This is a genomic window from Bradyrhizobium sp. USDA 4454 (assembly GCF_054822705.1).
The window spans coordinates 1,508,524-1,533,837 of sequence record NZ_JBTRCN010000001.1 but is presented as its reverse complement, the minus strand read 5'-3'; the positions used below and the strand labels follow the sequence as shown (position 1 = coordinate 1,533,837).

Here is a 25,314-nt window from a genome sequence, read left to right as displayed (position 1 = left end):
TTGAGATTTAGAACGCCAACTCATGACCGATCTGGCTCAGCAACAGGTCGATCCTTCATGAGGAGGCGCCTTGCCAGCTGAATTGCATGACGAAATGGACATTGCGGGCTCGTGTTCGAGCACTCTGGCGTTGCCGAATTCGTCTAGTTCCCGTTAGGCTCTGCAGCATCTGGTCCGTCGATTGACTGGTTCTCTATCGCCTCGCAGCTCGCCTCAATGATTCAGCTGACGGATGTGATGCCCAGGCATCATGAATAGTCTGGAGCCTGGTTCGATTGACCCGTCCGCCGGTTTATTCAGAACAGAAGCCGCCTCGATGCATAGGTGTATTCAAGGGCTAATCGACGCGCCGTTTCGATGAGATTGGCCGCCGCGCTGTGCCCCCCATCGATGTTCTCGTAATAGAAGTAAGGCTGGCCAAGGGCGGCGAGCTTTGCTGCAGCCTTGCGACCATGCGCGGGATGCACACGATCGTCCTTGGTGGAGGTCAGAATTAAAGGCGCGGGGTATGGCTTGCCCAGCACCAGTTTCTGATAGGGCGAGTAGCCTTCGATCCACGCGCGCTGCTCGGGAAAATCTGGATCGCCGTATTCGCCGATCCAGGAGGCACCGGCGCCTAATTTGGTGTATCGAAGCATGTCAAACAGCGGCACCTGAATGATCGCCGCGTTGAAGAGCTCGGGACGTTGGGTGATTGCGGTGCCAACGAGTAGCCCGCCCTGGCTGCCGCCAATGACGCCGAGTCGGCGCGGACTTGTGATCTTGCGGCGGATCAGGTCCTCGGCAACGGCGATGAAATCATCCCACGTCGTCTGCTTCGCCGCCCGCTGGGCTGCTTGATGCCATTGCGGGCCAAACTCGCCGCCCCCGCGCAGATTTGCAACGACATAGGCATTGCCCTGTTCGAGCCAGAGGCGCCCTACAGGGCCCAGATAAGAGGGCAGGAGCGAAGCCTGGAACCCGCCATAGCCATAAAGAAGTGTCGGAATGGCGCTGTCAAATCTCGCGTTTTTTGGTCGCACCAGAGAATACGGAATTGACGTGCCATCACGCGAAGTCGCTTCGAACTGTTCTACGACATGCTTGGAGGCATCGAAGGCAATAGGTGTCGTCTTCAATTCCTCGAGTTTTTGCGTTTTGGCATCAAAATACCAGACCGACGTTGGTCTGAGATAACTTGAGACGGCGAACATGGCCTGGTCCGCTTCGTCGGAGGCGGCTGTTACGCCGACACTGGTATGTTCCGGCAGCGGGATTGGTGTAGCCGACCAAGCTCCCTGATCGTACTTATACACGAACGCCTTGCTTTGAACGTTATCCAGGATCGTCAAGATCAAGAGGTTCTTTGTGAAGCTTAGCCCGCTCAAGGCCTGACGAGGCCCAGGCTTGAAGACAAGCGAGGCTTTGGCGCGCAGCGGATCGGCCTTCCATTCGGTCAGGTCATACGAGATCAGCGAGCCGGCACTGAAGCTGACATCCCCCGACGGCGTCCACTCCTCGTCAAGTTTCACAAGCAGGCGATGGCTCACGAGGCCTGCGATCTCCGCCTTCTTCGGCAGATTGAGTTTGACGAGCCCATTCAGGCGGAAGAGCACGTACTCATGCTCGAAAAACCCGATCGCTCGGATGACTCCGGTCGCATGAACATGACCTTCATTGTCTCGAAGCACCAAGGGCACCGCCCGAACATCGTTGGGCTTGCCGCGAAAGACCTCGCGCGCCTCGCTGAGCGGTTGACCGCGCTTGAGCTCTTTCACCACAAAGGGGTAGCCGGCCTGCGTCAAGGAGCCTTCGCCCCAGTCCCGTGCAACAAGGAGCGTGTCACGGTCGACCCAGCTGACGCTCTGCTTGCCCTCCGGAAGATAAAAGCCGTTCGCAACGAAGCGCTTTGCCTCGCTGTCGAACTCGCGTATGGACGCGGCGTCCTTGCCGCCGTCTGAAAGGCTGACCAGGCAGAGGCGCTCTTCAGGCGGAAGGCAGCTGCCGCCTTGAAAGATCCAGTTCTTGTTCTCGGCAACCGCCAAGGCGTCCACGTCAAGAATGGTTTCCCACCGGGGATCGTGGCGACGATAGCTTTCAAGCGTGGTGCGCCGCCAGATGCCACGCACATGGTCCTCGTCTTTCCAAAAATTCTCCAACCCGTGACGTCCAAAGGAGACGTATGGAATTCGATCCTTGGCCTGTAAGATTGAGAGCGCCTGTTCGTAGAAGCGCTGATAGCGAGGATCTGATTGGAGCACGCCGAGTGTCTTCTCGTTCTCGGCGCGGGCCCAAGCCAATGCGCCATGGCCTTCGATCTCCTCGAGCCAGAGGAATGGATCCTCAGTGACAGCTGCAGTCTTTCGCTCCTGTGAAATTGCAGCGGAGGCGACGCAGGCAATCGAAAGCAGCGCTGCAGAGAGGACTGATGTGTTCATGGACTTGCTCCGGCTGAGGTCGTGCGGCCACGCGGGCTTGACGCGTCAAGCAGAAGCTGCAGAAAGTACGCAACGCATGACATGGTTCGGCTCGCGCTATCTCGCGAACCGTTCACTGCAAGCTGCATGCCGACCAAAGCGCAGCAAGTTTCAGCCGCTCAGGGCTCCACGATCATGTTCGCTTGCCGACATTGGTTGCCAAGCAGACAGGGCAATGTCGGCACGACATGAGTCTCAGACAGCACCAGTACTATGGATCTTCAGCGGCCAAAAGCCGGAACAGAGGGACGCTCCCGACACGCCGTCGGAACGTTTACTCCAATTATGAGGTCCGCTCTTCTGATCCGGATCATCGGGCAGACCTGTCGCCGCGCGTCAGCATGACATAGAACAGCGCGTTGATCAGCAGCCAGATCGCGATCAAGCTGATGGCAGTGCGCATGGTGACCTCCAATTCGTGACTGTAAGGATCTGGTGCGACATTCCGCTCATCATGTGGGCCAGCGCGGATCGAAAGAACCGCGCCAGCTGCCAGACCTGTATTGTGCCTCTCGCCTGCCGCAGAAGCGCAATCCGCCGTGTGCTGTTCGCTCCGTCAGTTCTCCCCGGCACCGGACTGTTAGGCGACCAGAACTAGGCGATGCTGTCCGGTGTCGGCAGGACCCAGAGTCTGTCCTGCGTACGCATCAGTGGAGCCGCTAGCGCCTCAAAGCTTGACTCAACATCTGCATAGGCAGCCTCCTTCAAGGCGGTATCAGCGGGGGCGACCTGGTTGAAAGCGGTCAAAGCCGTGGCATAATTCTGGTACAGCGGCATTTGAGCTTCGTTGGTCCAGCCGAGACCGAGACGATGGAACTGATCAGCTGGGACAGTGACACGGCTCTTATCTAGCTCTCGAACATAGTCCGCCGACCAGTCGTGGATGGTATAGGATTCAATCTTGTCCATCATCGAGCGCCACCGGGTGACACGCTCCTCAAGCGGCATGCGGATCGCCTTCGAGATCGCGGCTGCGATCTCTTCAGGGTTGTTCGGATCCACCAAAAGTGCCTCGTTCTCGTTGAAGTCTTCAGCTGCGCCCGCGAACTTGGATAGGACCAGAACGCCGGGATCCTTCGGGTCTTGTGCCGCAACATATTCTTTCGCCACGAGATTCATGCCGTCGCGCAACGGGGTCACGAGGCCGACATGCGCGGCGCGGTAAAGCCGCGCGAGTGCGGCCTGGCTGAACGAATCGTTCTTGTAATGGATCGGGCTCCACCTGTCTGTGCCATGCTCGGCATTGACGCGGTTGATCGCGCTCTCGACCTCTTCTTTATACTTCTGATACTGATCGACATCGGCGCGTGAGAACGGTGCGATCTGCAACAGCGACATGCTGCCGGGTTCCGTCCTTAAAAGCTGATTGAGCCCTTCGACCCGTTTGTCGATGCCCTTGGTGTAATCGAGCCGGTCCACGCCGATCGCAAACTTGGATCCCTCGAAGTTTTGCAACAATGACGAGACTTTTTCTTGCTCTGCAGGAGAGAGATCTGCAGCGAGATAGTCTGCGAACTGCTTGGGATCGATCCCGATTGGGAACTTTTTCAGTCGCGTCTCACCGCGTTCCGTGGTGACCACGCCATCCTTGGTTTCCAATCCGAAATGGGTCCGGAGGTACGCCGAGTAGTTATTCAGATCCTGGTTCGTCTGGAATCCGATCAGGTCATACTTCAGCGTCGCCTTCACCAGTTCGCGATGATTGGGTACGCTATCGACCATATCGGGCGCCGGCCACGGCGTGTGAAGGAAGAAGCCGGTCGGCCGGTCGATGCCGAGTTCATGCAGTCGGGCTCAGAGCGGGAGCAAATGATAATCATGCACCCAGAATGCGTCCCGATCCCGTACGTCGAAGACGGCACCCGCAATATAACTGTTGGTCCTTTGATAGCTTTGGTAATCGTTTTCATAATCGTCTTCCGAGACCGACATCCGGTCCGGCAGGGAGTGCAGTGCCGGCCACAGCGTCGAGTTCGAAAAACCACGATAATAGCCAGCATGGTCAGCGGCCGGCAGATCGAGCCTAGCGACGAATCCCGCCCCAGTCTCGACCAGTGGCAGGGGCACCTCGGTCCCATCGCCGCGGTTTTCCGAAGAGCCGACCCAGACCGCGCCGGACCGTTGCACGACCGGTTCGAGGGCGGCGGCAAGGCCGCCGGTTTGGGGTTCACTGGGGTCGAAGGGCGCAACGCGGTTCGAAATGACGACAAGCTTCAAATCAGGTCGCTGGTTGATCACATCTGCCACCTCGTCCGAGGCAATAGAATGGGCGGGGCCTGCACTGGCTTGTTCATTCAGCTCTGGCGCTATCCGGTCCAACTGTTGGCTAAAGACATGCTGGTTTTTGGTTTCATCTTGCTGGGTAGCGCCTGTTGTATTGCTGTAGGCCAAGGCTGCCATGTAGAGCGCATCATATCGAACCATCTCAAAACTCCGTTTGACGATGTTTGCGTTTGATTCAGTCGCAGATCAGCCCCGCGAGATATCCCCACGACGCCAGGATGGCAGGTCCAGCTTTCGGGAAGCTGACCAGTCGCGCCAAGCCAGACTGCACTATCAATCCAGCGTCGAAGGCGAGGTCGTGGAAGAACCTGACGAATGTCGGATGTTTGGAGGCAAGACGATCTTGGTTTCACCCCTTCGGTCCGATGCAAGCGAAGGCATTGCTGACGTGTCGAGACCCGATGGTCCGCAACGCAATGGGGAAGCCAGGAGCTACGGACCATTCAGCTGGATGACGCCGGCATCTGTGGTATACTCACTGGCCTATGCCCCAGATCTTGATTGCCGCGCGTCCGCACGGCCTGAAGCGTCTCGACGATACGATATAGCCGGCCATCAATTCGCCGATGTGGTCCGTCCGCGGCGCGTTGTGCGCCCAAAATCGCAACCACCTGTTCAAGGGGCCGGCTTACAAACCTGAGCTCCCCCAGATTCGGACCTGCGCCAAGCGACAACTCGACTGATCCTACCGTCACATGCTCCCGCACGCTTTTGGCGATGATTGCATCTAACTTCGTTGATTAGGTGCGCGGTCGCGCATGGCGATCCGCGCACGCTCTTTGATCCAATTGCACCCATGCGGCGCGCTTGGTTGCGCTCTGACTTCGCTTTGGTTCGTATCTTTGCAGAAAACGAAAGCCTCGCACCCCGATAGACCGGCGATCAGCTCACTGTCGAGCGGCCGATCCCGAACGCAACCGCCCTCATCCTTGGTCGGAAGTTGCTATGGGACAGCACCGTCAAACTTTGGGCTTTGTCTCGGGAGATTTCCTCGTATTTTCCACCGGAGGATTTCCTGCGCTGAGTGATCATCTCGCGGTGAAATTCATCTCAGGCTGGAGATGGTCATGCAATACGACCGGATAGATGCACGCATCCTTGAGATCGTGCAAAAGAATAACCGTCTGACTTCAGATGTGATCGGCGAGATGGCCGGGCTTTCCCCGACTGCCTGCCAACGACGATTAAAGAGACTCCGCTCGGAAGGTATCATCCAGGCCGATGTATCGGTTGTATCCCCGAGAGCCGTTGGGCGACCTATTCAAGTGCTTGCACTGGTGACGTTGGAGCGGGAAAGCGCCGATATCATCGATAGATTCAAAAAGGCCATCAAATCATCGACCGACGTCGTCAATGGCTTTTATGTCACGGGCGACGCTGACTTCGTCTTGTACATTACCGCCCGATCCATGGAGGAGTACGAGGAGTTCACGCGCCGTTTCTTCTACGAAAATCGCGATATCAAGGGTTTCAAGAGCATGGTCATATTGGATCGCGTCAAGGTCGGATTCGCTGTCCCGGTTGAGCTTCCCCCAGATGATTGATCGCTCCCATGCGGCTGCACGAATTAGCGCGCTATTGAGCGTTTGATCTACCGTACCGCTCTCCTTCTTTCTTAGGATCTCAATCAGGCTTCTCGAGATACGGCTCTGGTGGCCGACCGATGATGCGGCAATGTTGTGGACCCAACCTGTCGCCAGCGAAAAGGTGGCCAAATCAAGAAGCCGGCGCAGTTGAGTAGGAGCCGGCGCAAACGCACTCGTCGAAATCAATCGAAGATAGGCCTCCCAACGCGGGAATTGGGCGCCGATGGGTCATCGTCGCATCAATTCAAGACGGAGATGCTGCTATAGTCGCAATCACGTTCTCGTTACGGTCAGGCGCAGGCAAGCAAATGCCTATTGCCAGGAGAGGGACCATGACCGACCGCGCGCCCGCTGTCCTGGAAGTGCTTGAGTGCTCTGAAGATAGAGTTCTCAAGCAGCCGCCGGGCACGCGACCCGAGCCTCAGCTTTCCCTTCCGGTGCGTTCTGCGAAGCGGCCCTTTGTGAAGAACGTCATCCTGGGCCGTCTTTGTATGCAACAGCTTGCAGCAATTGGCGAGTGTCTCGAGCCGGTCGTCTTGAAAGAACGCATGGTTCTGCAAGAACCACGAAGGCCGGTCGAGCACGTCTACTTTATAGAGAGCGGCCTCGTCTCGCTGAGAGTTGTTGCCGCGGGCAGTATGCTCGAAACCGCAGTCATAGGTTACCGGGGCGTGGTCGGCACTTCATTCTTGTGGGGAGGACATCTTTCAACTCATCAATCCGTCGTCGTGTTCCCTGGAACCGCGCACAGAATTCGCGTCGAGGATTTGCGCCGCATCATGAAGGCGCATCCGGAGATCAAAGACCGTTTGTTTGACTACATCCAAGCGCTGACATTTCAGTGCGTTCAGACAGGCTTATGCGGGGTCCGGCACCATCGTGAGCAACGCCTCGCTAGCTGGCTTTGCCTCGCCAGCGAGGCTGTTGACGCTCGCGTGCTGCCAGTCACCCACGATTACCTTTCTTCGGTACTTGGACTGCGCCGCGCAGGGGTCACGGAAACGTTGACCCGTTTTGAGGAGCAAGGGCTGATTCGCAAGATGCGCGGCGTCTTGCAGGTTGATGAACCCAAAGCGCTCGAAGAAAAGGCATGCTGTTGCTACAAGCTCGTTTCGGCCGCCTATGCCGCCTCTTCAGTCCGCACTCTGAAAGAAGACCAGGCGAGCTAGCAACTCGTGAAAAGCACCTTGCATCGCCCGATGTGGTACCCTCGAGTCAAACCCGAGCCATTCAACTACACCAAGCAAGCTCTGCGCGTGCGAAAAGGCTCGCTTATGCTCAACGCGACTTCATTCGTGTGATTGCGAGCGGGCATGGCGGCGAAGAGCGAGTTAGATATCGCGCAGGAATTTGCGCAACACGCGCTGAGCTTGACGCCGGTCATCATACTTGGAAGCGGAGCCTCAGCAGCCCATGGTGTGCCTGGCATGGGTGCCTTGGCGGCGCATTTGTCCGAGGCCTCGCGTCCAGCCGACTGGACGGTTGAAGAGAATGCTGAATGGTCCTCGTTTCTTGGCGAGATGAAAGCTGGCCGCGATCTTGAAAGCGCACTCCAGGCTGTGCGCCCGACCGATCGTCAAACGTTGTTCGTTGCGGGCCTCGCCCGAGACTTTCTGCTGCCCTCCGATCTGGCTGTCCTCGCATTGGTACTGGCCAATCGGCACGCTCTTCCGCTCTCCAGGCTCTATCGGCACCTGTTCGACAGTACACATACCACTATTCACGTTGTGACACCCAACTACGACCGGTTGGGACGCGGCTGAAGTCAGTACGTTCACCGGTTTCAACTATGGCTACCTGCAAAGTCGGGCACGAGCTGCGAACACGCGCGTGACGGTCGACGGGCGGCAATCACGCACAGTGGCGGTTTGGAAGGTCCATGGATCGCTCGATTGGTTCCAGGACGCAGCCAACCAGATTGTTGGCGTGAGAAGCGCACTTGCGATCCCAGCGAATCATGCGCCACTCATGATCACGCCCGGTATTGACAAATACCGATTAACCCATGGTGAACCGTTCCGCACGATCCTCGGCTGTAGCGATAAAGCGCTAGATAGTGCCCGGTCCTGTTTCTGTGTCGGCTACGGCTTCAATGACGAGCACGTCCAAACCAAGCTGATTGAACGCTGCGACCGTGATTCCGTGCCATTGGTCGTCGTGACAAAGGAATTGACTGCGAGCGCAAAGGCTTTCCTGGGCAGCGGACGGTGTCGGCGCTATCTGGCCATCGAAAACGGTCCCGCCGGCTCACGTGCGTACATGCACCACTTCCCGACTGGCTTCGATATCGATACGCCCCTGTGGCGTCTCGATTGTTTTCTGGATCACATGATAGGAATCGGCCCGTGAGCATCCTGAACTTTACTGATCAAGAGGCGCTCGGGCGCGTTCAATCGGTCGATACTGCAACCGTGATCGTCCGGGTCGACGATATTGATTCGCTCCGCGCGCTCCAAGTTAATCGGCTGGTGGCACTGCAAAGCAGTTTGGCCGGTCACAAGCTGATCGGCGTCATCCACAAGATTACACGCACGGCGCTCGAGCAGGCGAAAGTGGCTGACCTGGAGCGCGCGGAGGAGCCCCTCCCCGAAGTAAACCTGGTCCGCATTGCCTTGATTGGAACGCTGATCGATAAAGACGGGCTCCGCTCCAACGTATTCCGGCGCACCCTTGAAACCGTTCCAGAAATCGATGCATGCTGCTTTGCGCTCGAGGGGGAACGGCTCACCCGATTTATGGGCGTTATTTCCGAGGTGACCGCCGGATCCCAGCGTCTGTCGCTTGGTTGCTACACGCTTGATCCTAACGCTGAAGCCTATGTCAACGGCAATAGGTTGTTTCAGCGTCACGCCCTTGTCGTCGGTAGCACCGGCTCCGGCAAATCATGGACAACTGCCCGTCTTCTTGAACAAGTGGCCGAGCTTACGAGCGCAAACGCCATCGTATTCGATATGCATGGCGAGTACCGATCTATGGCCGGCAACGGCTTCGTGCATCTTCGTGTCGCCGGCCCAGCTGATATCGAGGCCGGCAAAGGCTTATCGGACGGTGTACTCCATCTGCCTTATTGGCTTATGAGCTACGAAGCACTCATTTCGATGTTCGTTGATCGCACCGACCAGAACGCGCCGAACCAAGCCATGCTGATGTCGCGAGCCATCGTCGATGCGAAGACCGCATTTTTGACGGCTGAGGGACACAAGGATGTGCTCGCCAACTTCACGATCGACAGCCCCGTCCCATTCGCGCTTGACAATGTCCTTGCGGAGCTCAACCGGCTGAATACCGAAATGGTGCCGGGAGTGCGGACCGAGAAGCAGGGTGACTTTCATGGCAAGCCCAGCCGCTTAATCCAGCGCTTTGAGGGCAAGCGCACCGATCGTCGGCTTGGGTTTCTTTTCCCGTCTGCAGGCGTTGCGGATAGCTATGGCTGGCTGGAGGAAGTCGTGACTCTGCTACTGGGCAGCAGCGCGGCCAAGGACGGCCATGGCGGTGTAAAGGTCGTAGACTTCTCAGAAGTGCCATCGGACATTCTGCCGCTCATCGTCGGGATGGTCGGGCGCATGGTCTTTCACGTGCAGCAGTGGAGCGCACAGGGCGCCCGTCATCCCGTGGCCCTCTTTTGCGACGAGGCGCATCTCTACATCCCCCAGGATGCGAGCTCCGGAGCTGCTGAGAATGCGATCGCGATATTTGAGCGTATTGCCAAGGAAGGCCGCAAATATGGCGTCGGATTGGTCGTCATCAGCCAGCGGCCGGCGGAGGTGAACCGCACAGTCGTCAGCCAGTGCAACAATCTGATCGCCATGCGGCTCACCAATGGTGACGATCAAACCGTGGTCCGCCGCCTGCTGCCCGACAGTCTGGGCGGGTTTGGCGACCTGCTTCCAGTTCTGGATACCGGCGAGGCTCTTGTCGTGGGTGATGCAATTTTGTTGCCGACGCGGATCCGCATTGCCAAGCCGCGCAACGAACCGCTCAGCGGCACGATCGAATTCTGGGACCGCTGGGCAGATGCGAAGGCAACGGCTGCTCTCGACAAGGCCGTCGAGAGCTGGCGACGCCAGACGCTGATGGCCTGATGCAACCAACGGGAGCAATGACTCCTGCTCGGCGGTTGGCCACTCCAATCTCGGCTTCAATCTTGTCCAGCGCGGCCGTCTGGCTGGTAGGCGTGTTCGAGGCCAGCTGACCGGCAAATCGTCAAGAATAGCTTCGGCAGTATCTCGCGCATCGATACTCTCGTAAATTAAAGCCTGTCCTAGGCGAGCACAACGGTGGACCTTGCTGCCGCGCCCTGGATAAGTCGGATCTTTGTCGGCGAATTGATGTTCATTCGGGCGACGGAGATGGCCACATACTCGTGCTCGAATGAGCTGAGGAGTCGGCCCCATGCTGGCGCATGCATATGTCCTATTGCACCTGAGGGCTCGGCATCGGCACACATTATCGTCCGGCCGCATGCCTAGCCAACTCTCCACCCTTCCGATCGCCTGGCGGGTAAGCTGTTGGAGCGGCCTGGTCCCTGGAGCGAGGCCGCCCTGCTTGGCACGGCGATGCGGGTTTGGGCGGCCGCTCGCGCCGGCCACAATAGCATCATCAGCCAGGGCTGACCGTTCAGCTTTCGTTTTGGCTGCGCTCCTAGCCCTGCTTCATCGCAGACTCTGCCATTTCGCCAGAATTGGTAGGAGATCGTCGTTCGCCATCGGAGTATTCCTGTGGCGATCAGCGGCGCGGATCGAACCGGCTCCCATTGGAGAAAAATAGCTCCGATGTGATTTCGTCCTCGCTCTCACGCCGGGAACCCAAGGGACCGGACACTCGGCAACCCATTTGCGATGCCCGTTGGTGTACCTTCCCAAGGCCGCGCAGGTTCGAGCAGTATCCCGCACGGCCATGGCTACGAACCGACATCGGCTTGCCCGATAAGGCTGGACAATCGGCGGCCGGTCGAGCTGACGAGATGAGACTGAGGTACGGGGGATGGTTTTAGCTATTACAATTGGCTAGCAAGTAATTTCGTAACTGCGCAGAAATATTCAGTCGGCCTGATCGCAAGTCTGAAACTCGTCAGCTTAACAACATTGCTGTATTGGCGGAAGGGATCGTTTTTTCGTCGCTGTGAACGACGCTACACCTACTTGTCCCAATCAGGATATAGTTGAGTACCCCACGGTCACACCGATCGCATTGGAAATTGGCATTGCGCAGCGGGTTAATGCGCTCTTCTCTCATCTCTGAATGGTCGCGTAGCTCGGCCTTCGCGCTTGTCCTCTAAAGCAGGCTAGGTTGAGCTCGTCTTGCTCTGGCAGAGGGAATGGGCGGATGGAGTAAAGGCTCGCCGATACGCGATAAGAAATTCCGGTTCGTGCCTTTCCAACTGCGACCCGCAGCAGTCGCATCGATAGTTGTCGGCAAGCGACAGGCACTTGTACCGCTCCGATTCCGCGCGTTCGTATGCGACACCGCATCGACACGTAACATCACAGATCAGCATCGGTCGGCCTACAAGGAGGTTGGGGCCAGACTACTAAATGGTGGCGCTTTCAATTCCAAGCGCTTTCATATGCTCGTCACTCTGTACGAAGCTGACAAAATCGCATGCGCTCAACAGGTAAATTCCTCAATCGTGTTGCAGTTCTACGCGCCATGGCTCGCGGCGAACAGCGTGTTTCGTACGTTGCGTTAGACGTCAACTCACTTGAATTGGTGCAATCACGATCCAATGCACCACCGCAAATCCAGCGATCTATCCCGCACGGCGAGTTGCCGCGCCTGAACGGATCAAAGCAGCGGAGCGCTCTGCAGCCCTGACTGCTCGCGATGCGACGACGGCCGCCCTGACCACGGAGATCCGCTCGCTCTTCAGAGAGGTCGCATCTCGTTCCCATTACTGAAACAGCCTGCGCGCAGATTCGCGCGCCAGCCGCGACAGACTCGCGGCCGACCCTTTGCATCACCAGAGTTCAGACCAGGATTGAGAGCCATGATAGCAAAACAATCGCGCCGATCTCCCGGGCGCAAATTTGATAGCTCACGCGCTCGCGAACCTCTCGGCACTGCCCGCAAGTATCGCGTTGGCTTTGCGATCGCCCAACTTGAGTCCAAATTGACCGTATGACGTTCTCGGCAATGTTGCGACGAACATTTCTGCCGGGTTGGCGTCGACACGGCGCCATCCCTTGCCTGCGAGTTTCACTCCACTTTTCGTTGATGTCTCCAGCTTTGAGAATCATCACTTGTACCCAAGCTCATGATCGATGGCATGCCAAGCCGGCCCTTCAGCGCAGTGACAATAGGAGTGCAACGGTGAAGCGTTACAGATGTTGCGCAAATCGCATTACCTGATGTGCCTCAGGCATCACCAAAACTATTCCACAATCGGAAGATACCGCGACTACGCACCAAACTCGCGACGATCCCCTTCGTTGCCCCTAAAGCTGCCCGGGAGACCTTTCAGTGCAGGAACCGCTGCTCGATTTGACCGTCGATGACATTGCACCATCGGGTGCGAGCCTGACCGTCTATGACGAGGAACATTTGGCTACATACTGGCGGCTGCTCGACGCTGAAGCTGAGGGTGCAGACTGGCGCGAGGTAGCGCGCGTTGTTCTTCACGTTGACCCTGCCCACGACTGGCATCGGGCGCGTCGCGCTTTTGACAGTCATCTCGCTCGGGCAAAGTGGATAGCAGATGACGGTTATCGGCAGCTTCGCAGTGACGCTCGGAACTAGACGAGTGGATCACCTCGCAACCATGACACGTCAAGCCGGCCAAACTGCAATGTCGGCCTTTAAAGAGCCGAACTCAATCAATTAAGCTCCAATAAGAACAACAATCACTGTCCCGTGGATCCGCCTCACACGGATGGGAAGCCTCTACTGTGATCGCTTGCGGCCTGCACTAGGTCTGTCCCGCGCGGCGTTGCGGATAACTGGTCCTGACAGGCTCCCGGCTCGTGGCGGGCATCGCCAAAATATTTTGCGACGCCCGAGCCGATTTCGTCCGACATGTCAGCTACGCGAAATCCCGTCAGTATATCCGACGCCTGGCAACACGGCTTGCCGCGACGAACTCATTTGAGTCCGCGCAGGAGAAGACGAGCCATTCATTCTCAGAGGCGGACACATTATTTCCAATCACCTACCAACCTTACCAATTGATCAAGAAGACGGCCACATGGCATGCATCTGCATCTGTTAACCTCTCAAAAACGTTGACCTCGGATTGGGTCGCGAACAATGAAATGGCTAGTTCTGGGCGCGATGGCCATCGTTTTGCTAGTTGCAGCTGTCGCCGGTCTGGTCACGGGGCTCTGCGAGCGAAGCGGTTCTGATGTCGGTCTCAATCGCTCCGATCGCCGTCGATGCTGGGAATTCGTCAACGCCGCAGATGTGGTCCGTGCGCCACCTCCTGCCTCACGTGTTTTGGCGCAACAGGAAGTCCGCTCGGCGGCGAAATCGGCTCCCGCTGGCAGATCGCCAAGTCGATGTTTGGAATCGCGATGAAAGGCAACTCGGTGACGCCTGGAATGACGTCTTCCTGTACGCAAAAGGAGCTACTAAAGGCGCTACTGCGGTCGTCAGCAACAAATATCAGACGTGCGAACTTGCGACTACGCTGCCGACCCTCAAGGGCAGCGACGGACAGCAGGGCTGTGCAGCAGACGTAGAGATAAAGTCTTCTGTTCTACCCACTTGGCCGTCAGCGCTGAGTACGACTGGCCGCCATGGGCCCTCCGATCGTTGGCCTTTGTACAACCGGAAGCGCAGGCTTTCCGACGAGCGGCTCCGTAGGAACTGCCCGCGTTGGGCAGAACATTAACGTCGGCTAGGTCCACGTGCACTAACGGCAGGATGTCGCGGGCGTCCTTATTTGGTCTGATTCCATGTCGAGCGACAAGAGGCACTGATGTCCAGAATTTTGGCTGTTGGGACGGCTTTGCCACCATTTCGGTTCTCTCAGAGCGACCTCAAGGCTTTGGCGGGTCACCACTTCGTATCCAGAATGGAGAAGCTGAAGAGATACCTTAGCGTATTCGATCATGCGCTAGTCGATCAGCGGTTCTTTTGTGTTACGCCCGAATGGCTCCTCGATGAGCATCGCATAAGTGAGACCAACCAGATATATTTGGATTGGGCGAAGGAGCTCGCCTGCAAAGCGACCGTGCTCTGTCTCAACCGGGCTGGGGTTAAGCCCGAACAAGTCGATCGAGTTTTGTTCGTCTCGACGACAGGGATAGCGACCCCTAGTCTCGACGTGGACCTGATCTTCAAAGCCGGGTTGCGACCAGACGTGGGGCGGACGCCGATTTTTGGCCTCGGATGCGCTGGGGGAGCATCGGGAGTTAGTTTAGCAGGAGCCCTTTGCCGAGCAACCAACGAACGTATTCTCCTCGTTGCCGTGGAGCTGACTTCCCTTACATTCCAACCGAATGATCTCACGCCAAAGAACGTTGTCGCCTCAAGCCTCTTTGGAGATGGCGCTGCGGCGTTACTCATCGGGCCAGCTGAAAGTGGTATCGGCAAGCTGGATATCGTGAGAAGTACGAGTTTGCTTCACCCGGACTCGACTTCTCTAATGGGGTGGCATTTTGGCGACTCCGGATTTCAAGTCGTGGTCTCCGAACGCATTCCGTCAATGATTAGCGAATTGATGCCACGTGCAATGAGCTCGTTGCTCGCGGAGGCTGGCGTCCTTCCTGGCCAAGTAAGGAGCTTTATCTTTCATCCTGGCGGGAGAAAAGTATTGGAAGTTTGTGAGCGAGGCCTCGGCAGATCCTCTGACAGCTTTTTTTCCAGCTATGAGACACTTCGACTTCACGGAAATATGTCGAGCGCAACTGTGCTATTCGTGCTGGAACACGTGCTGGCGCATGAGAAGCAAGCGCCAGGATCATACGGTATCTTAGGCGCCTTCGGGCCAGGCTTCTCAGCCGAACTGACGCTGCTGAAATGGGCCGACACGTAAGCAGCACACGCAAAGCCCGTCCACTTCGAGCGGCCGGGCAACCAATTGCAGTGGGTTGCCCAGTCCTGATCGGCTTCGCCAAACTGTTCGCTTGGTGCCGTCGAGTGCTCGCGCGCCGAGATGCTGCCGCTGGTCAGGTCTGCTCAACGGTACCCAACAGCGTCCGCGAGACCGCTTGCAGTTGTAGCATCGCTCCTGAACCGATGGATGTCCCCTTCTAGGTGACCTCAGACGGCGATTTGATCAACTTCAAATCTTCGTCACAGTTTAGTCGCTCATGCAGTGCCCTGCTGGCCTTGAAGACCGGAAAGCGCTTTTGCTCGATTTTCAGGTACTCGCCCGTTCGATGGATGACGCCTTGCGAGTGCAATAATTCAAGTCCGCTCCTGGGGACACGCAACATGTCGCACATCACGTCCACCTTCACATCAGTCGCATGCAGAAATTCCTGCACTGTCCGCACCGCGGACGTGCCAAGATTGCTGGATCCGATTTTCCTTAGCGGCCAGAGTACACTTCAACGAAGAGGTCTGCCTCAGGGCACCGTCCGGACGGCATCGTCAGAGCACATCCCCGCTCAGGACACACATCTATTTAAAGACGAAAGTAGGTCCCATGATACTACTCAAAATGGTATTTGCTCTTGCCAGTTCCGACTCGGCCCAGCCGGTGCTTTCCGAAAAATGCAATCCGGAATCCTTGGCGCGTCCCTCTGGTGAGTGTGGCAGGGGCTAGCCAATCTGGCTCTCTCTTAAGTCTCTAAGTGCGTCAGCTTGTCGACAGCTGAACCTAATAGAGCGAGTACAGAGAGCGACACTATCTGCTCGGGATTGCGACCGGCTCAAACGGGAGGTGACATGGACCCATTTAACAGCATCAACCCATTCAACCAAGATCGCGCTGCTCACAATGCCGCGGAGCCACAGCCGCCGCAGCAGCAGCAGCAAACGGAGTTTGAGCCGTACTTGGATGAAGTGTCGCAGCTTGATACCCGTGCCGTCGCAGGGGTTCCTGTTTCTCCAGATCACTACTATCCTCGTTTGTTCGACGAAGACCGTAGACTCACCGAGGCGTTGGAACTTGTGCACCATAGGGCCCAAGATCCTCATCCCGAAGAGGCCGTTGCCAGACGCCTCGGGGGCGCCGTCGCTCAGCACAGCCCGCCGCGAGAAGCTTTAAGTTGGCCGAGGCAGCTGACTGCGGAACATCACGGTCGGGATCCGCTGCGGGGGATGATGGACGAAGCCATGCTGGCATCGTCTCTGATGCCAACCGCGCGCGATCACCAGGCACCGGAACCCGGAGAAGCCGTACGTCACTTCAACTGGAGCGACGGTTACCAGCTGGCTGCGAATGAACGGACGGGGATCGCCTCTCTTTCAAGTCACGCGGCCCTCATGGGCGAGGATTTCAGCGGGCAGTTGAGTCCTGCGAAGAGGCAGAGGACGCTAAGCCATGCGGAACTGGATGCTATTGAGCGCCAGCTGAGCGAGCCGGGCAATTCAATGGCTCGTGTGCTGATGGAAAGCACCGGCGCACCGTCGCCTTTCGGGCCAGCGGTCGGTTCGCCATTGGTCCTTCCTGAGGAAGGTTACGATCAGGATCAGCTGTGGGCGATGGCGGGAGACGCCGGCCCATCATCGTCTGTCGAGCCAACCGCGCGCCATCAGCAGCCCCGGGATTTAGGAGCGGTCGTTCGTCCCTTCAACTTCCGGCAGGGCGACCAGCACGCGTCGGCTGCGCTTGACGGTAGCAGCATCCCGCCGAGCCAGGACAGCCAACCCAACAGTTTCGTGGTTCACACTGACCGATACACCGCGCTGTTCGTGCCCGCGGCGACGATGAGGCGAAGCAGCCCACTCAATCCGCTAGGCGCTGCCATGCGTCCCGGCTTTCGACCGGAAGACGTTCCGCACCCCAGTGCGCAGCCGGCGAATCGGGCCTCGCAAGCGCAGCGTGGACGGTCGACGGAAAAAGCCGCTCCGGCGTCCTCCCGGGCTGAGACGACGGCCCCCGCGGTCCGCGAGATTTATGCTGCATCATGGGCCGTTCCCGAGGGCTTTTCGCACGGCACCCAACCCGCCCCGGGCACGATGATCTCGAAGCTCGACCGCTGGGGCCTCTTGCCGGACGCGGCGCAGCCGGAAAAACAGTACGACATTCGTGGCGAGCGCTACACCGCCGTCTTGGGCCCGGGAGGGCCCAATGACGTTCGGCTCATCCATCACCCCACGAATGGAGACGACGGACGCTCCCGACGCTAGGAGCCCGTCCAAATAGCTCTGGTATCGGGCTTGTTAATGGACGATAGCTCGCTCTAGCCACTCTTGCGAGCTTGGCCACATTTGTGGGCGGTGTAGATGAGCGCTACCCGTCCCGATGAACTTGCGCGCATCATAGCCCAGTTCTTCCTCGTTCAGCCGAATGGCCGTAGCATCTTGTTATCGAAGAGCCGGCCGTCAAAGCTGTGAAGAAAAACCTACGGTGTTCTTGACGGAACGTTTGGCGGCATTGCCCTTCGTAAAGCCCTCCTCACCCCCCGAAATAAAGGAAGCATCCTCGGAGTAAAGTGGCTGCTTCCTGCCTCCCATCAAAACCCCGGTCGACTGAACTGGCGCAAACTGATGACGACGAGTCTGGTGGTCCATCAGCCCAAATGCACATCCTGGTCGTGGCCTTCCGCAGCTCCTCTGGCCAACGCCGTGCTGCGGCGTCGTCGATCCGCCTCGAGTCTATCAGTGCCGTATCTTCGGGATCAGCAATGTCGGGATACCGGGCGCGATCGCCATCGCTTTAGACCGACGACTTCCGCAGCTGAGCCAGTGCTGCGCCGACGTTGCCATCAACCGAAGTGTCCTGGTTATAGTTCTTGACATCAGCATCCTGCGCCTCCCCGGCCAACAATGCCCTCCCTATTTTTTTAGGATAGTCGCTGCAATCTCTGAAAGCGGTGCATAGATCCTCCCAACTATGCCACCGACGCTCGCTCAGTTCGCTGAGATCCCGATCAGACAGCAGCAGCGAAGACAAACCAGAGTTCGAAGAAAAATCGGAATTGTGGCGGAGGTGCGATTAAACAACCCTACCAATACTTGCAGGAGATTTGCGGGACTTAGGTCAGTTAGCTTCCTCGGCGTAAGTCACTTCTGGAGATATTCGGTGTTGATTGTTGAAACAATTTTGAAGCCAGACCACTTCGGCGGCATCGGACTTTTCTCTGCTACTTTTTTACCTAAAGGCACATTAGTTTGGATTCATAATCCAATCGTCGACATTGCCGTGACGCCTCAACAGTACGAAGCCTTACCTCCAACATTTCAAGCTTTACTTGACAAGCATGCCTATCCAAAAGACCGCGATGTTGATGATGGTGTTGTAGAGTACAATGCTGACAATGCCCGTTTCATGAATCACAGCAGTCAGCCAAACACATATCAAGAGGATCATTGCCGAATTTTCACAGCGCGTGACGTACAACCCGGTGAAGAACTGACTTGCGATTACTTGTCCTTCGATCCAAGGTGCGACTTATCGTGGGCTAAAGAGCTAGCGCCGCATCCAGGGCTCGGAAGGCAACAGGCCGCGTTGGATTGAGTTTGCAGTCCGGAGACATTGATTCCGAATTTGCACCCGGGATGACTCGGGACATGCTTGCTTTCAGCGAGAAACGAATGCTTGCTTCACCAAGTGACCGGCCACTGAAGTTTCATCCAGCGGCGGTTAGGTACGCCAACTGGCTGTGCAGCGAGACCGAAGATGGGACCACCCAGAACTAGAGTTTTGCGCCTTGGTCACGTTGGCAGGCTGGTGGCGCCGACGTGGTTCTGCAGCAAAATCGGCGGTCAATTGCCGAGCGCCCGTGAGCGACAGGTCCACCATTGCAGCCACCGCACTGTATTGGCATCGGCGAGGCGTTGATGTGGAGCTCTGAATGCACCACTTGGCGCGCTCCCCCTCATTCCGACCGAAAAGGCCGAGCCGAGGCAAAGGAAGCAGCATTGACGAGGAGATCATCGTATCCTTGCCGGGAGTGAAAAGGATTGTGCTCGCCGCACTGCTCAAAGAAGTCTTCGATGCCCTGCAGCAACGTCACTACGCCGCCTTACGCTGTTCGACAGGAGTCGCGCCAGTCACCGAGCGCTCGGGTAAGAGCTGCCTTGGCTTAACAGGAGGCTCCGCGCTTTTTATCTTTATTTCTGCACAGTGAAGTTTGGCATGCGAGCTGCTGAGAGGCTCATCGGCTTGGCCGTCTATCCTCACGCGTCTCCAGCAAGCCAAGCTTGGCGTAGAATTGGGCCGGTGGCTCCTCCAGACACCCGCGCGTCTTTTTCCGTTAAACCCAGGCCGCGGCTTGTCCAAAGACGCTGTGGAGACCATTCCATGAACGTGAAGCCTTCCGAACGTGGCTACTGTCTGCGCCCGTTACCAGACTAGCGCCTTGACTTCGGTTTCCACCACCGCCTCGCGCTGAGCCGGCCGGCATAACGCTTCGGTCGCGACCCGGGTAGTATTTGTATCTTATCGGCCTTCAGCTCCACACTTTTCGCAACCACGCCGCCAAACCATTCGCTAAACTGAGCTGGAATGATCCGGATTTTCCTTCGGCAGGCGACCGACTCCAGCATCGCCTGAAGCGTCGCGCAGTTGTTTTTCAAGACTGCCCGTTCGGCTCCCGGAATGACAGACCTTGCAAAAACCGTGAGTGTTTTTGCAGAGGCTGTAACCTTGCGTGGAAAGGCACCGCAGCGGAAGCCGTCCATGCCGTAGACACATCTCATCCTTCGAAGCTCGATAGGCCGCCCAATGAACTTGGCGGGGTCGGCACAAACGTCGTTCCAATCAACAAGCCGAAAATCGTTCAAGGGGAACGTCATAACGAACTTGTTTGCAATCTCTGTTTCCGGCGAGCGAGGTACGTCGGCAGAGAGCGCGGGTCGCGGCGAACAGAGCAGGATTGCGGCTCCAAAAGAACACCATTGCAATCTACTGAATCGCACATTCGACATCAAAGCTAGCCGTTGTTTTGTATCAAGAATTCGTATCGTCAGCGCCATAACCGAACATTTCGACTGAGCGGCTTATGCACAGCAAGAACCACACCAACGTTCTACGGCAGAGGCGACGAAGCGGCACGCCGCAGATGCGCGGCACAATCAATTATGTCTGACCACCTCACATCGCGCTTCGTTCCCTCCACTCAGCCTCTTCCGACACTTAATGTAAGCGATTTAACGTGCGAGCTGCTCGATGAGCCAACAGCGTTTTCGCGCAGTATCGCAGGGCCAAACCGGCTCGGAAGCACGATGCATAGCCACCCCCAAAGACCACTGAAGCGGCTGACCGCGTTGAGTGACACCTCACTTCGCGTGTACAGTCGGAAAAGAGTCACTTCAAAGTCACGGCCCAATGGTTGACCTTCGAGGTTTAAGCCGCCTGGAGACGAGGTTATCTCAACGCCGTATTGGACGAGGTTCGTATGGTCCCGCCGGCCTATTCCCGGGGCACGCCGCAAAGGGGCTCCAGCCACTGCCGCTGCTTTTCCAGAGCTCGTCCGCAGCGCGCAAGCGTTCCTCCAGAGCCTCGGCCTCGCCAGGAAGGCCGAACCCGTTGCGCGCGTTCGCGTCTGGCTTTGTCCAGCGCTGTCTGTCCCGAAGCCTGACTTGTCGCGCCGTTCGCGACCCGTTGCGTCGAGGTTTTCCTTCCCTCAGGCGCTCGGTCCTTCCGCCCCAATGTTCCTTTGGAATTCAGCTGGGACCTCCGGCTCCCGCTCGGTGATCATGCGAGCGCTCCACTTCACCGGCTTTACGGGAGACTTTGCCCGCCGACGCCTGTTTGCGCCTGCCCGAAGTCGGCCGGCCGCTCGATCCCACCCCACGCTTGAGGCTCAAGACGATGCCGGAAGATCGTCAGCGTTGATGCAAATGCTGCTTGCCCCAGAGAGAGTTCGCTCCGACATCCGTCAGCATCGGCGTTCAGGCAGGCTAGCCTCGATCATAAGCGCCAGCCTCTTGTCGAGGAAATCTGGATCGAAATAACGTGATCTCATTGCTGTGCAGCACGCGGGTGAAATGCATTGCGTGCGTATCAGAACTTCACGTTGAAGGTGGCATTTAGTCCGTTCTGGGTGATGCCTGAACCGAACTGACCCTGGTAGGCGATGCCAAGGGTGCTGTTGCTCGAAAGCTGGAAATCCAGACCGGATTCGACGAGTGCCACGTCTTTGCCAATGGAAAGGCCTGAAGCTGCAAAAGCGCTGGAACCAGCAACAAAGCTCGCGGTCGACAGCGGAATGAGGTCGCCTACGGCATGACGCCAGCCAATATCGGCTCGCGCCGTCGTGGCTATCTGGCCAAGTTGAAAACGGGTGGTCGCGTAGACGCCGAGCGTGGAGAGCGTCGTATCCATCGTGCCAGCGTGAACGTTAAGCGCCGCTCCGTTCAATCCCCTCTCGCTAAAGCTATCCGTCGCCGCGCGAACATGGGCGAGACTGGCATAGGGCTCGATGACGGAAGACTTGCCGAGATGGATTTTGTAACCCAGTTCTCCAAAGATCTGGAACGTGCCTGCATCGTAATCCGAGATCAAGTTGTCGTTGAAGCCCGGGAACCGAACGTTGCGGCTCATCTCAAGATCGTGCCATGTATAGGCAAGTCCTGAGCGGAAGGCGATGGCCCCTTCCGGCACGGTCCACTCGGTGCCGGCATAGATCCCGAACGTGTAATTGTCGCTGCGGCCTGACGAGGAAGCAGCGCCGACCTTGAAAGTGGAACGGCTATAGCCCGCAAGGACACCGACGCGCCAGTCATCAAATACCGGCGTGTCGATCCCGGTCATGAGGCCGCTGATGGTGGATCTGGTGCTTGCACCATTGCTATCGCCCGATTGGGTCGTCCATCCGCCAAAGGCAGAAGCCCACGCTGCATACCCCCGCAGGTCATAAGAGGACAGGTCAGAAGAAGCCGGGCCGACCAAGCCGGTGGCAGAGGCAGAACTGCCGTCTCGCCTCGGCTCAGGACCATAACCCATCACCGCCATCGCTGAGGTTGGCGCGCCGCCAAACGCTTGTTCGAGACGGTTGTAGATTGCCGAACGCGCATAGTAGCTGTCATTGACACGTCTGCTCTGCTCCGACGCATAGATCGACGGAGAAAGTTGACGCAGCCCAGATGTCACCGCCGTGCCGTCCGGCGCGGAAAAGTCGAGCGCCGCGACGAGTGGGTGCAGCCCTGTAGCTGCGTTGCCAGCTACTCGATCGAGCGCCGTGCCCACCTGGCGGCTGTTGGCGTCGGTCCCATAACGCGAATAGGCATCGGATGGGCGGGAGAGTGTCAAGGCGTAGGTGTTGTCGCCTTGAGCCGTGGCACTCGCCAGCAAGGTTGGCGATTGCAGGGCTGTCGTCACGTTCGCGAACGAGCCCGTAAGATTTGTTGCATTCAGCCATTGATTTGAGGAGACGTTAAAGCCGCTACCATACCAGCCACGCTGCGGGCTGATCGTGAGCGTGCCGTCGAGCGTTGCATTGCCATTCACCACGAGATGGCTGAACGCGCCAGCATCGTTTACGGCGACCTGCAAGCGACCGGTCGAGGTTTGCAGATAGTCGCCATTCACCTTGATGCTGTTGTCAAGGCCGCCGATGAGGGGCGCGACAGCACCGCTGTTGGTGAAGCGACCATTAGCATTGAGCAGATAACTGCCGTTACCTGATAGGGTTGCGCCTTGCGCAACCGTTGCGTCGTACACCTCGTGATTGCCGGTAAACGAAACGACGCCGCCGGACAACTGCAGTGACAAGTTGTTGCGTCCAACGATGCTCCCTTCATACCGGGTTGCAAAGCTTGCATCCGGCTGTTCCGTCGAGTGACCGTTTGCGTCAGGCGTCAACCCGAATGTTAATTTGGTCAGACGCGGAGCACCGTTCTCGTCAAGCTGGTTGTAATCAGACAGGATGTCCCCTGACAACATTGCGCCACGCATCACATTGATCTCGCCGACGTAACCATTGTTCGACATGTACATCGCCGCATGACTGCCAGCCAGGCGACCGGTCAGATCGAACTTGCTGACGAGCGGACCTGCGATTTCGCTCAGCATCGGGGCCGGTTTGGTGGCAATCGTGCGAATATACGAACCACGATATTCATAGTCATTGCCCATCGCATTGTTACCAAAATCGAAACTTGCCGCGATGCCATGCTCACCGAGAGCCTGCACATCGCCACGCTGAGTCAGTGTGTGATCCTTGCCATAGGCGAACATGACCCCGCGCCCATAGGCGCCGTCGGCGTACACGCGGGTTCCGGGCGGGACCATGATGTGATTGTTTTCGCCGTCGACGCGGATGCCGGCGCCCCCTGCTCCTTTCGAAAGCAGGTCGGCGCGCTGGACCACAGTGTTGCCGCTGCCATAGACGTGCAGTCCCAGTCCGAGCGTAGCTGTATTGTATGTATTTGGCAGATAGGCGGTACCGTCAGCATTCCGGGCGAAGAACGGATTGTCGTTTATCAGATCGCGACCAGCGCCATAGATGGAGTAACCAAATAGATTACGCCGATCAATGCTTTGGCCGATGTCCTGGAAGGCGGCGATCTCCGCCTCCATCAGGGCGGTGTAGTTCCGGTATCCCTGATGGCTCATCAAACTGTTCTTCAGTTCGCTGTGCGAGACAAAGGGGACATCCAGCCCACCGTACTCACCCTTCACTCGAACCGGAATACCTGGCATGGCACCGGCCAGCACTTCGCTCACATGCTTTCCGGCGAAGTAGCCACGATCACGGCGCAGGTCAAAGACGTCATCAGCCGCAGGATTCAGGCAGGTGGAGCAATAGATCACCTGCCCGGGCCTGGCTTGTTTGCCGTTGTCGTCATACAAATGGTTAGTCCAGGCATTTATCGCTTTAGGGAAGTACGGTGATATCGGCTCGGCGGGCCAACCATCATAGCCGCCAATGGTACCGGCCATTCCCAGCTGATGAGCAAACTCATGAATCATAACAGGTGCCAGGCCGATCTTCGGCGTCATTGGCAATTGCGAAGGAATGTATGCTTCGGATGAAAATCCCATTTCGCCGATCGCGATCATACCATGTGCGCCATGGTTCAACTCGCCCGGATTCTGACCGGTGACTGCCGCCTGCACCTTGTTCTCGCCGTCAGGCGACGTCTGGACTGAGGCCCATGCCGTGTTGCCCTGAATTCCGCCGATGTTGACGACGGCCGGCGACTGCCCGGGTTTGACCCTTATGATTTCGGCCCAATAGCGGATCGCTGCGAGCGAATGGTCCTTTTCCCATTGCGGCAGATTCCGGACTGAATACGCCGGCTCGCCACCTCCGCCACAACAGAAAGGGCCATCTCCGGGAGCGAATATTCGTGCTCGGATGAAGGACACGCCGTTCGGATCCCTAACGTCGTAAGTTTCAACCGCTCTACTGGGAGAAGCCAGCAAGGCACTAGCCGCAAGCACGACGGTCGTAATTGTCTTCGTCTTCATTTACAGATTCTGTTCGAGGTCTTGATTGCCGGCGTGCTTCGCCTTCCAACTTGGAGCGCGCGCGCACGCAGATGCCGCCAGCGTAGCGCAGCCGTCATTGATCGGACATCGGCCTTGCGCCTTCGTAGCCCGAGTCTGGCGGTAGAACTTCAATTCAAAAGGACGGCTAGTTCTCTGCAGGGAAGTCAGCCTTGATGAAGTCAAGTCAACTCACAAGTATGTCCCTCATTGCTGGTGACTTTGATTTCAACTTCCTCAAGCTCAAGCTCAAGCTCTGGCACTTCACGCTTGCCATTTGCGATCCGCCGAGCCGCGGCTCCCCTGAGCGAAGATGACCGCCCGATGCTTCGCGGCCGTGGCCGATGTCGAGCGTTTTCATGGGCCCCGTTAACAATGCAAGCTCCTATTGTCTTTTGATCGCAGACAGACCCTGCATTCTGCAGCGCCAATCCCGACAAAGCAGGCGACTGACTGCACGCAACTAACAAGCAGCGGAGCAAAAGCCGGGCCAAATCGCCTGATG

The 25,314-nt window shown here is 57.5% G+C and carries 14 protein-coding genes and 1 pseudogene; 10 read left to right on the top strand and 5 right to left on the bottom strand.

What is annotated here, in order from left to right:
- Nucleotides 1–296 precede the first annotated feature (296 nt).
- On the bottom strand, nucleotides 297–2,417 hold the full coding sequence (locus tag ACVIW0_RS07070) for a prolyl oligopeptidase family serine peptidase (protein ID WP_461351665.1): 2,121 nt from the start codon (nucleotides 2,415–2,417) through the stop codon (nucleotides 297–299).
- 633 nt (nucleotides 2,418–3,050) lie between these two features.
- Nucleotides 3,051–4,856 (bottom strand): annotated as a pseudogene (locus ACVIW0_RS07065) (alpha,alpha-trehalose-phosphate synthase (UDP-forming)).
- A gap of 950 nt (nucleotides 4,857–5,806) precedes the next feature.
- On the opposite strand from ACVIW0_RS07065, the gene ACVIW0_RS07060 reads away from it, so the two are divergent.
- The 7 genes from ACVIW0_RS07060 to ACVIW0_RS07030 all read left to right on the top strand — a co-directional run bounded on the left by ACVIW0_RS07060 (nucleotide 5,807) and on the right by ACVIW0_RS07030 (nucleotide 15,296).
- The gene (locus ACVIW0_RS07060) at nucleotides 5,807–6,283 is read left to right on the top strand and encodes an Lrp/AsnC family transcriptional regulator (protein WP_461351664.1); all 477 of its coding nucleotides are present in this window, start codon (nucleotides 5,807–5,809) and stop codon (nucleotides 6,281–6,283) included.
- A gap of 374 nt (nucleotides 6,284–6,657) precedes the next feature.
- Complete coding sequence (locus tag ACVIW0_RS07055; RefSeq protein WP_461351663.1) at nucleotides 6,658–7,494, top strand: Crp/Fnr family transcriptional regulator; 837 nt, start codon at nucleotides 6,658–6,660, stop codon at nucleotides 7,492–7,494.
- A 144-nt stretch (nucleotides 7,495–7,638) separates the two neighbouring features.
- A complete protein-coding gene (locus ACVIW0_RS07050; RefSeq protein ID WP_461351662.1) occupies nucleotides 7,639–8,088 on the top strand; it encodes a hypothetical protein in 450 nt (149 codons plus the stop codon).
- A gap of 67 nt (nucleotides 8,089–8,155) precedes the next feature.
- Nucleotides 8,156–8,674, top strand: coding sequence for an SIR2 family protein (locus tag ACVIW0_RS07045; protein ID WP_461351661.1), 519 nt, complete (start codon nucleotides 8,156–8,158; stop codon nucleotides 8,672–8,674).
- The gene (locus ACVIW0_RS07040) at nucleotides 8,671–10,407 is read left to right on the top strand and encodes an ATP-binding protein (protein WP_461351660.1); all 1,737 of its coding nucleotides are present in this window, start codon (nucleotides 8,671–8,673) and stop codon (nucleotides 10,405–10,407) included. The genes ACVIW0_RS07045 and ACVIW0_RS07040 overlap by 4 nt, the downstream gene beginning before the upstream one ends.
- 2,377 nt (nucleotides 10,408–12,784) lie before the next feature.
- On the top strand, nucleotides 12,785–13,060 hold the full coding sequence (locus ACVIW0_RS07035; protein WP_229158575.1) for a DNA -binding domain-containing protein: 276 nt from the start codon (nucleotides 12,785–12,787) through the stop codon (nucleotides 13,058–13,060).
- Nucleotides 13,061–14,237: 1,177 nt separating this feature from the next.
- On the top strand, nucleotides 14,238–15,296 hold the full coding sequence (locus ACVIW0_RS07030) for a type III polyketide synthase (protein ID WP_461351659.1): 1,059 nt from the start codon (nucleotides 14,238–14,240) through the stop codon (nucleotides 15,294–15,296).
- 217 nt (nucleotides 15,297–15,513) lie between these two features.
- Here the strand turns inward: ACVIW0_RS07030 and ACVIW0_RS07025 are convergent, their stop codons facing one another.
- A complete protein-coding gene (locus ACVIW0_RS07025; RefSeq protein WP_461351658.1) occupies nucleotides 15,514–15,750 on the bottom strand; it encodes a hypothetical protein in 237 nt (78 codons plus the stop codon).
- A 403-nt stretch (nucleotides 15,751–16,153) separates the two neighbouring features.
- Between ACVIW0_RS07025 and ACVIW0_RS07020 the strand changes: the two genes are divergently transcribed.
- From ACVIW0_RS07020 to ACVIW0_RS07010, 3 genes are all read left to right on the top strand, one after another.
- Nucleotides 16,154–17,560 carry a hypothetical protein gene (locus ACVIW0_RS07020; protein ID WP_461351657.1) on the top strand — a complete coding sequence of 469 codons (1,407 nt, stop codon included), beginning with the start codon at nucleotides 16,154–16,156 and terminating at the stop codon, nucleotides 17,558–17,560.
- 895 nt (nucleotides 17,561–18,455) lie between these two features.
- Nucleotides 18,456–18,890 carry an SET domain-containing protein gene (locus tag ACVIW0_RS07015; protein ID WP_461351656.1) on the top strand — a complete coding sequence of 145 codons (435 nt, stop codon included), beginning with the start codon at nucleotides 18,456–18,458 and terminating at the stop codon, nucleotides 18,888–18,890.
- Nucleotides 18,891–19,227: 337 nt separating this feature from the next.
- On the top strand, nucleotides 19,228–19,503 hold the full coding sequence (locus ACVIW0_RS07010) for a transposase (RefSeq protein WP_461351655.1): 276 nt from the start codon (nucleotides 19,228–19,230) through the stop codon (nucleotides 19,501–19,503).
- Between the two features lie 223 nt (nucleotides 19,504–19,726).
- Here ACVIW0_RS07010 and ACVIW0_RS07005 read toward each other — a convergent pair whose 3' ends face one another.
- Together ACVIW0_RS07005 and ACVIW0_RS07000 are read right to left on the bottom strand one after the other, a co-directional pair.
- Nucleotides 19,727–20,350 carry a hypothetical protein gene (locus ACVIW0_RS07005; RefSeq protein WP_461351654.1) on the bottom strand — a complete coding sequence of 208 codons (624 nt, stop codon included), beginning with the start codon at nucleotides 20,348–20,350 and terminating at the stop codon, nucleotides 19,727–19,729.
- A 1,030-nt stretch (nucleotides 20,351–21,380) separates the two neighbouring features.
- Complete coding sequence (locus ACVIW0_RS07000; protein WP_461351653.1) at nucleotides 21,381–24,791, bottom strand: autotransporter family protein; 3,411 nt, start codon at nucleotides 24,789–24,791, stop codon at nucleotides 21,381–21,383.
- Between the last annotated feature and the right edge of the window lie 523 nt (nucleotides 24,792–25,314).

Excerpts from the sequence above, each read along its gene's own strand:
- ACVIW0_RS07005 (WP_461351654.1), bottom strand. The coding sequence starts at position 20,350 with ATGGCGCTGACGATACGAATTCTTGATACAAAACAACGGCTAGCTTTG.
- ACVIW0_RS07010 (WP_461351655.1), top strand. The coding sequence starts at position 19,228 with ATGCACCACTTGGCGCGCTCCCCCTCATTCCGACCGAAAAGGCCGAGC.
- ACVIW0_RS07060 (WP_461351664.1), top strand. The coding sequence starts at position 5,807 with ATGCAATACGACCGGATAGATGCACGCATCCTTGAGATCGTGCAAAAG.
- ACVIW0_RS07070 (WP_461351665.1), bottom strand. The coding sequence starts at position 2,417 with ATGAACACATCAGTCCTCTCTGCAGCGCTGCTTTCGATTGCCTGCGTC.
- ACVIW0_RS07020 (WP_461351657.1), top strand. The coding sequence starts at position 16,154 with ATGGACCCATTTAACAGCATCAACCCATTCAACCAAGATCGCGCTGCT.
- ACVIW0_RS07030 (WP_461351659.1), top strand. The coding sequence starts at position 14,238 with ATGTCCAGAATTTTGGCTGTTGGGACGGCTTTGCCACCATTTCGGTTC.
- ACVIW0_RS07050 (WP_461351662.1), top strand. The coding sequence starts at position 7,639 with ATGGCGGCGAAGAGCGAGTTAGATATCGCGCAGGAATTTGCGCAACAC.
- ACVIW0_RS07055 (WP_461351663.1), top strand. The coding sequence starts at position 6,658 with ATGACCGACCGCGCGCCCGCTGTCCTGGAAGTGCTTGAGTGCTCTGAA.
- ACVIW0_RS07000 (WP_461351653.1), bottom strand. The coding sequence starts at position 24,791 with ATGAAGACGAAGACAATTACGACCGTCGTGCTTGCGGCTAGTGCCTTG.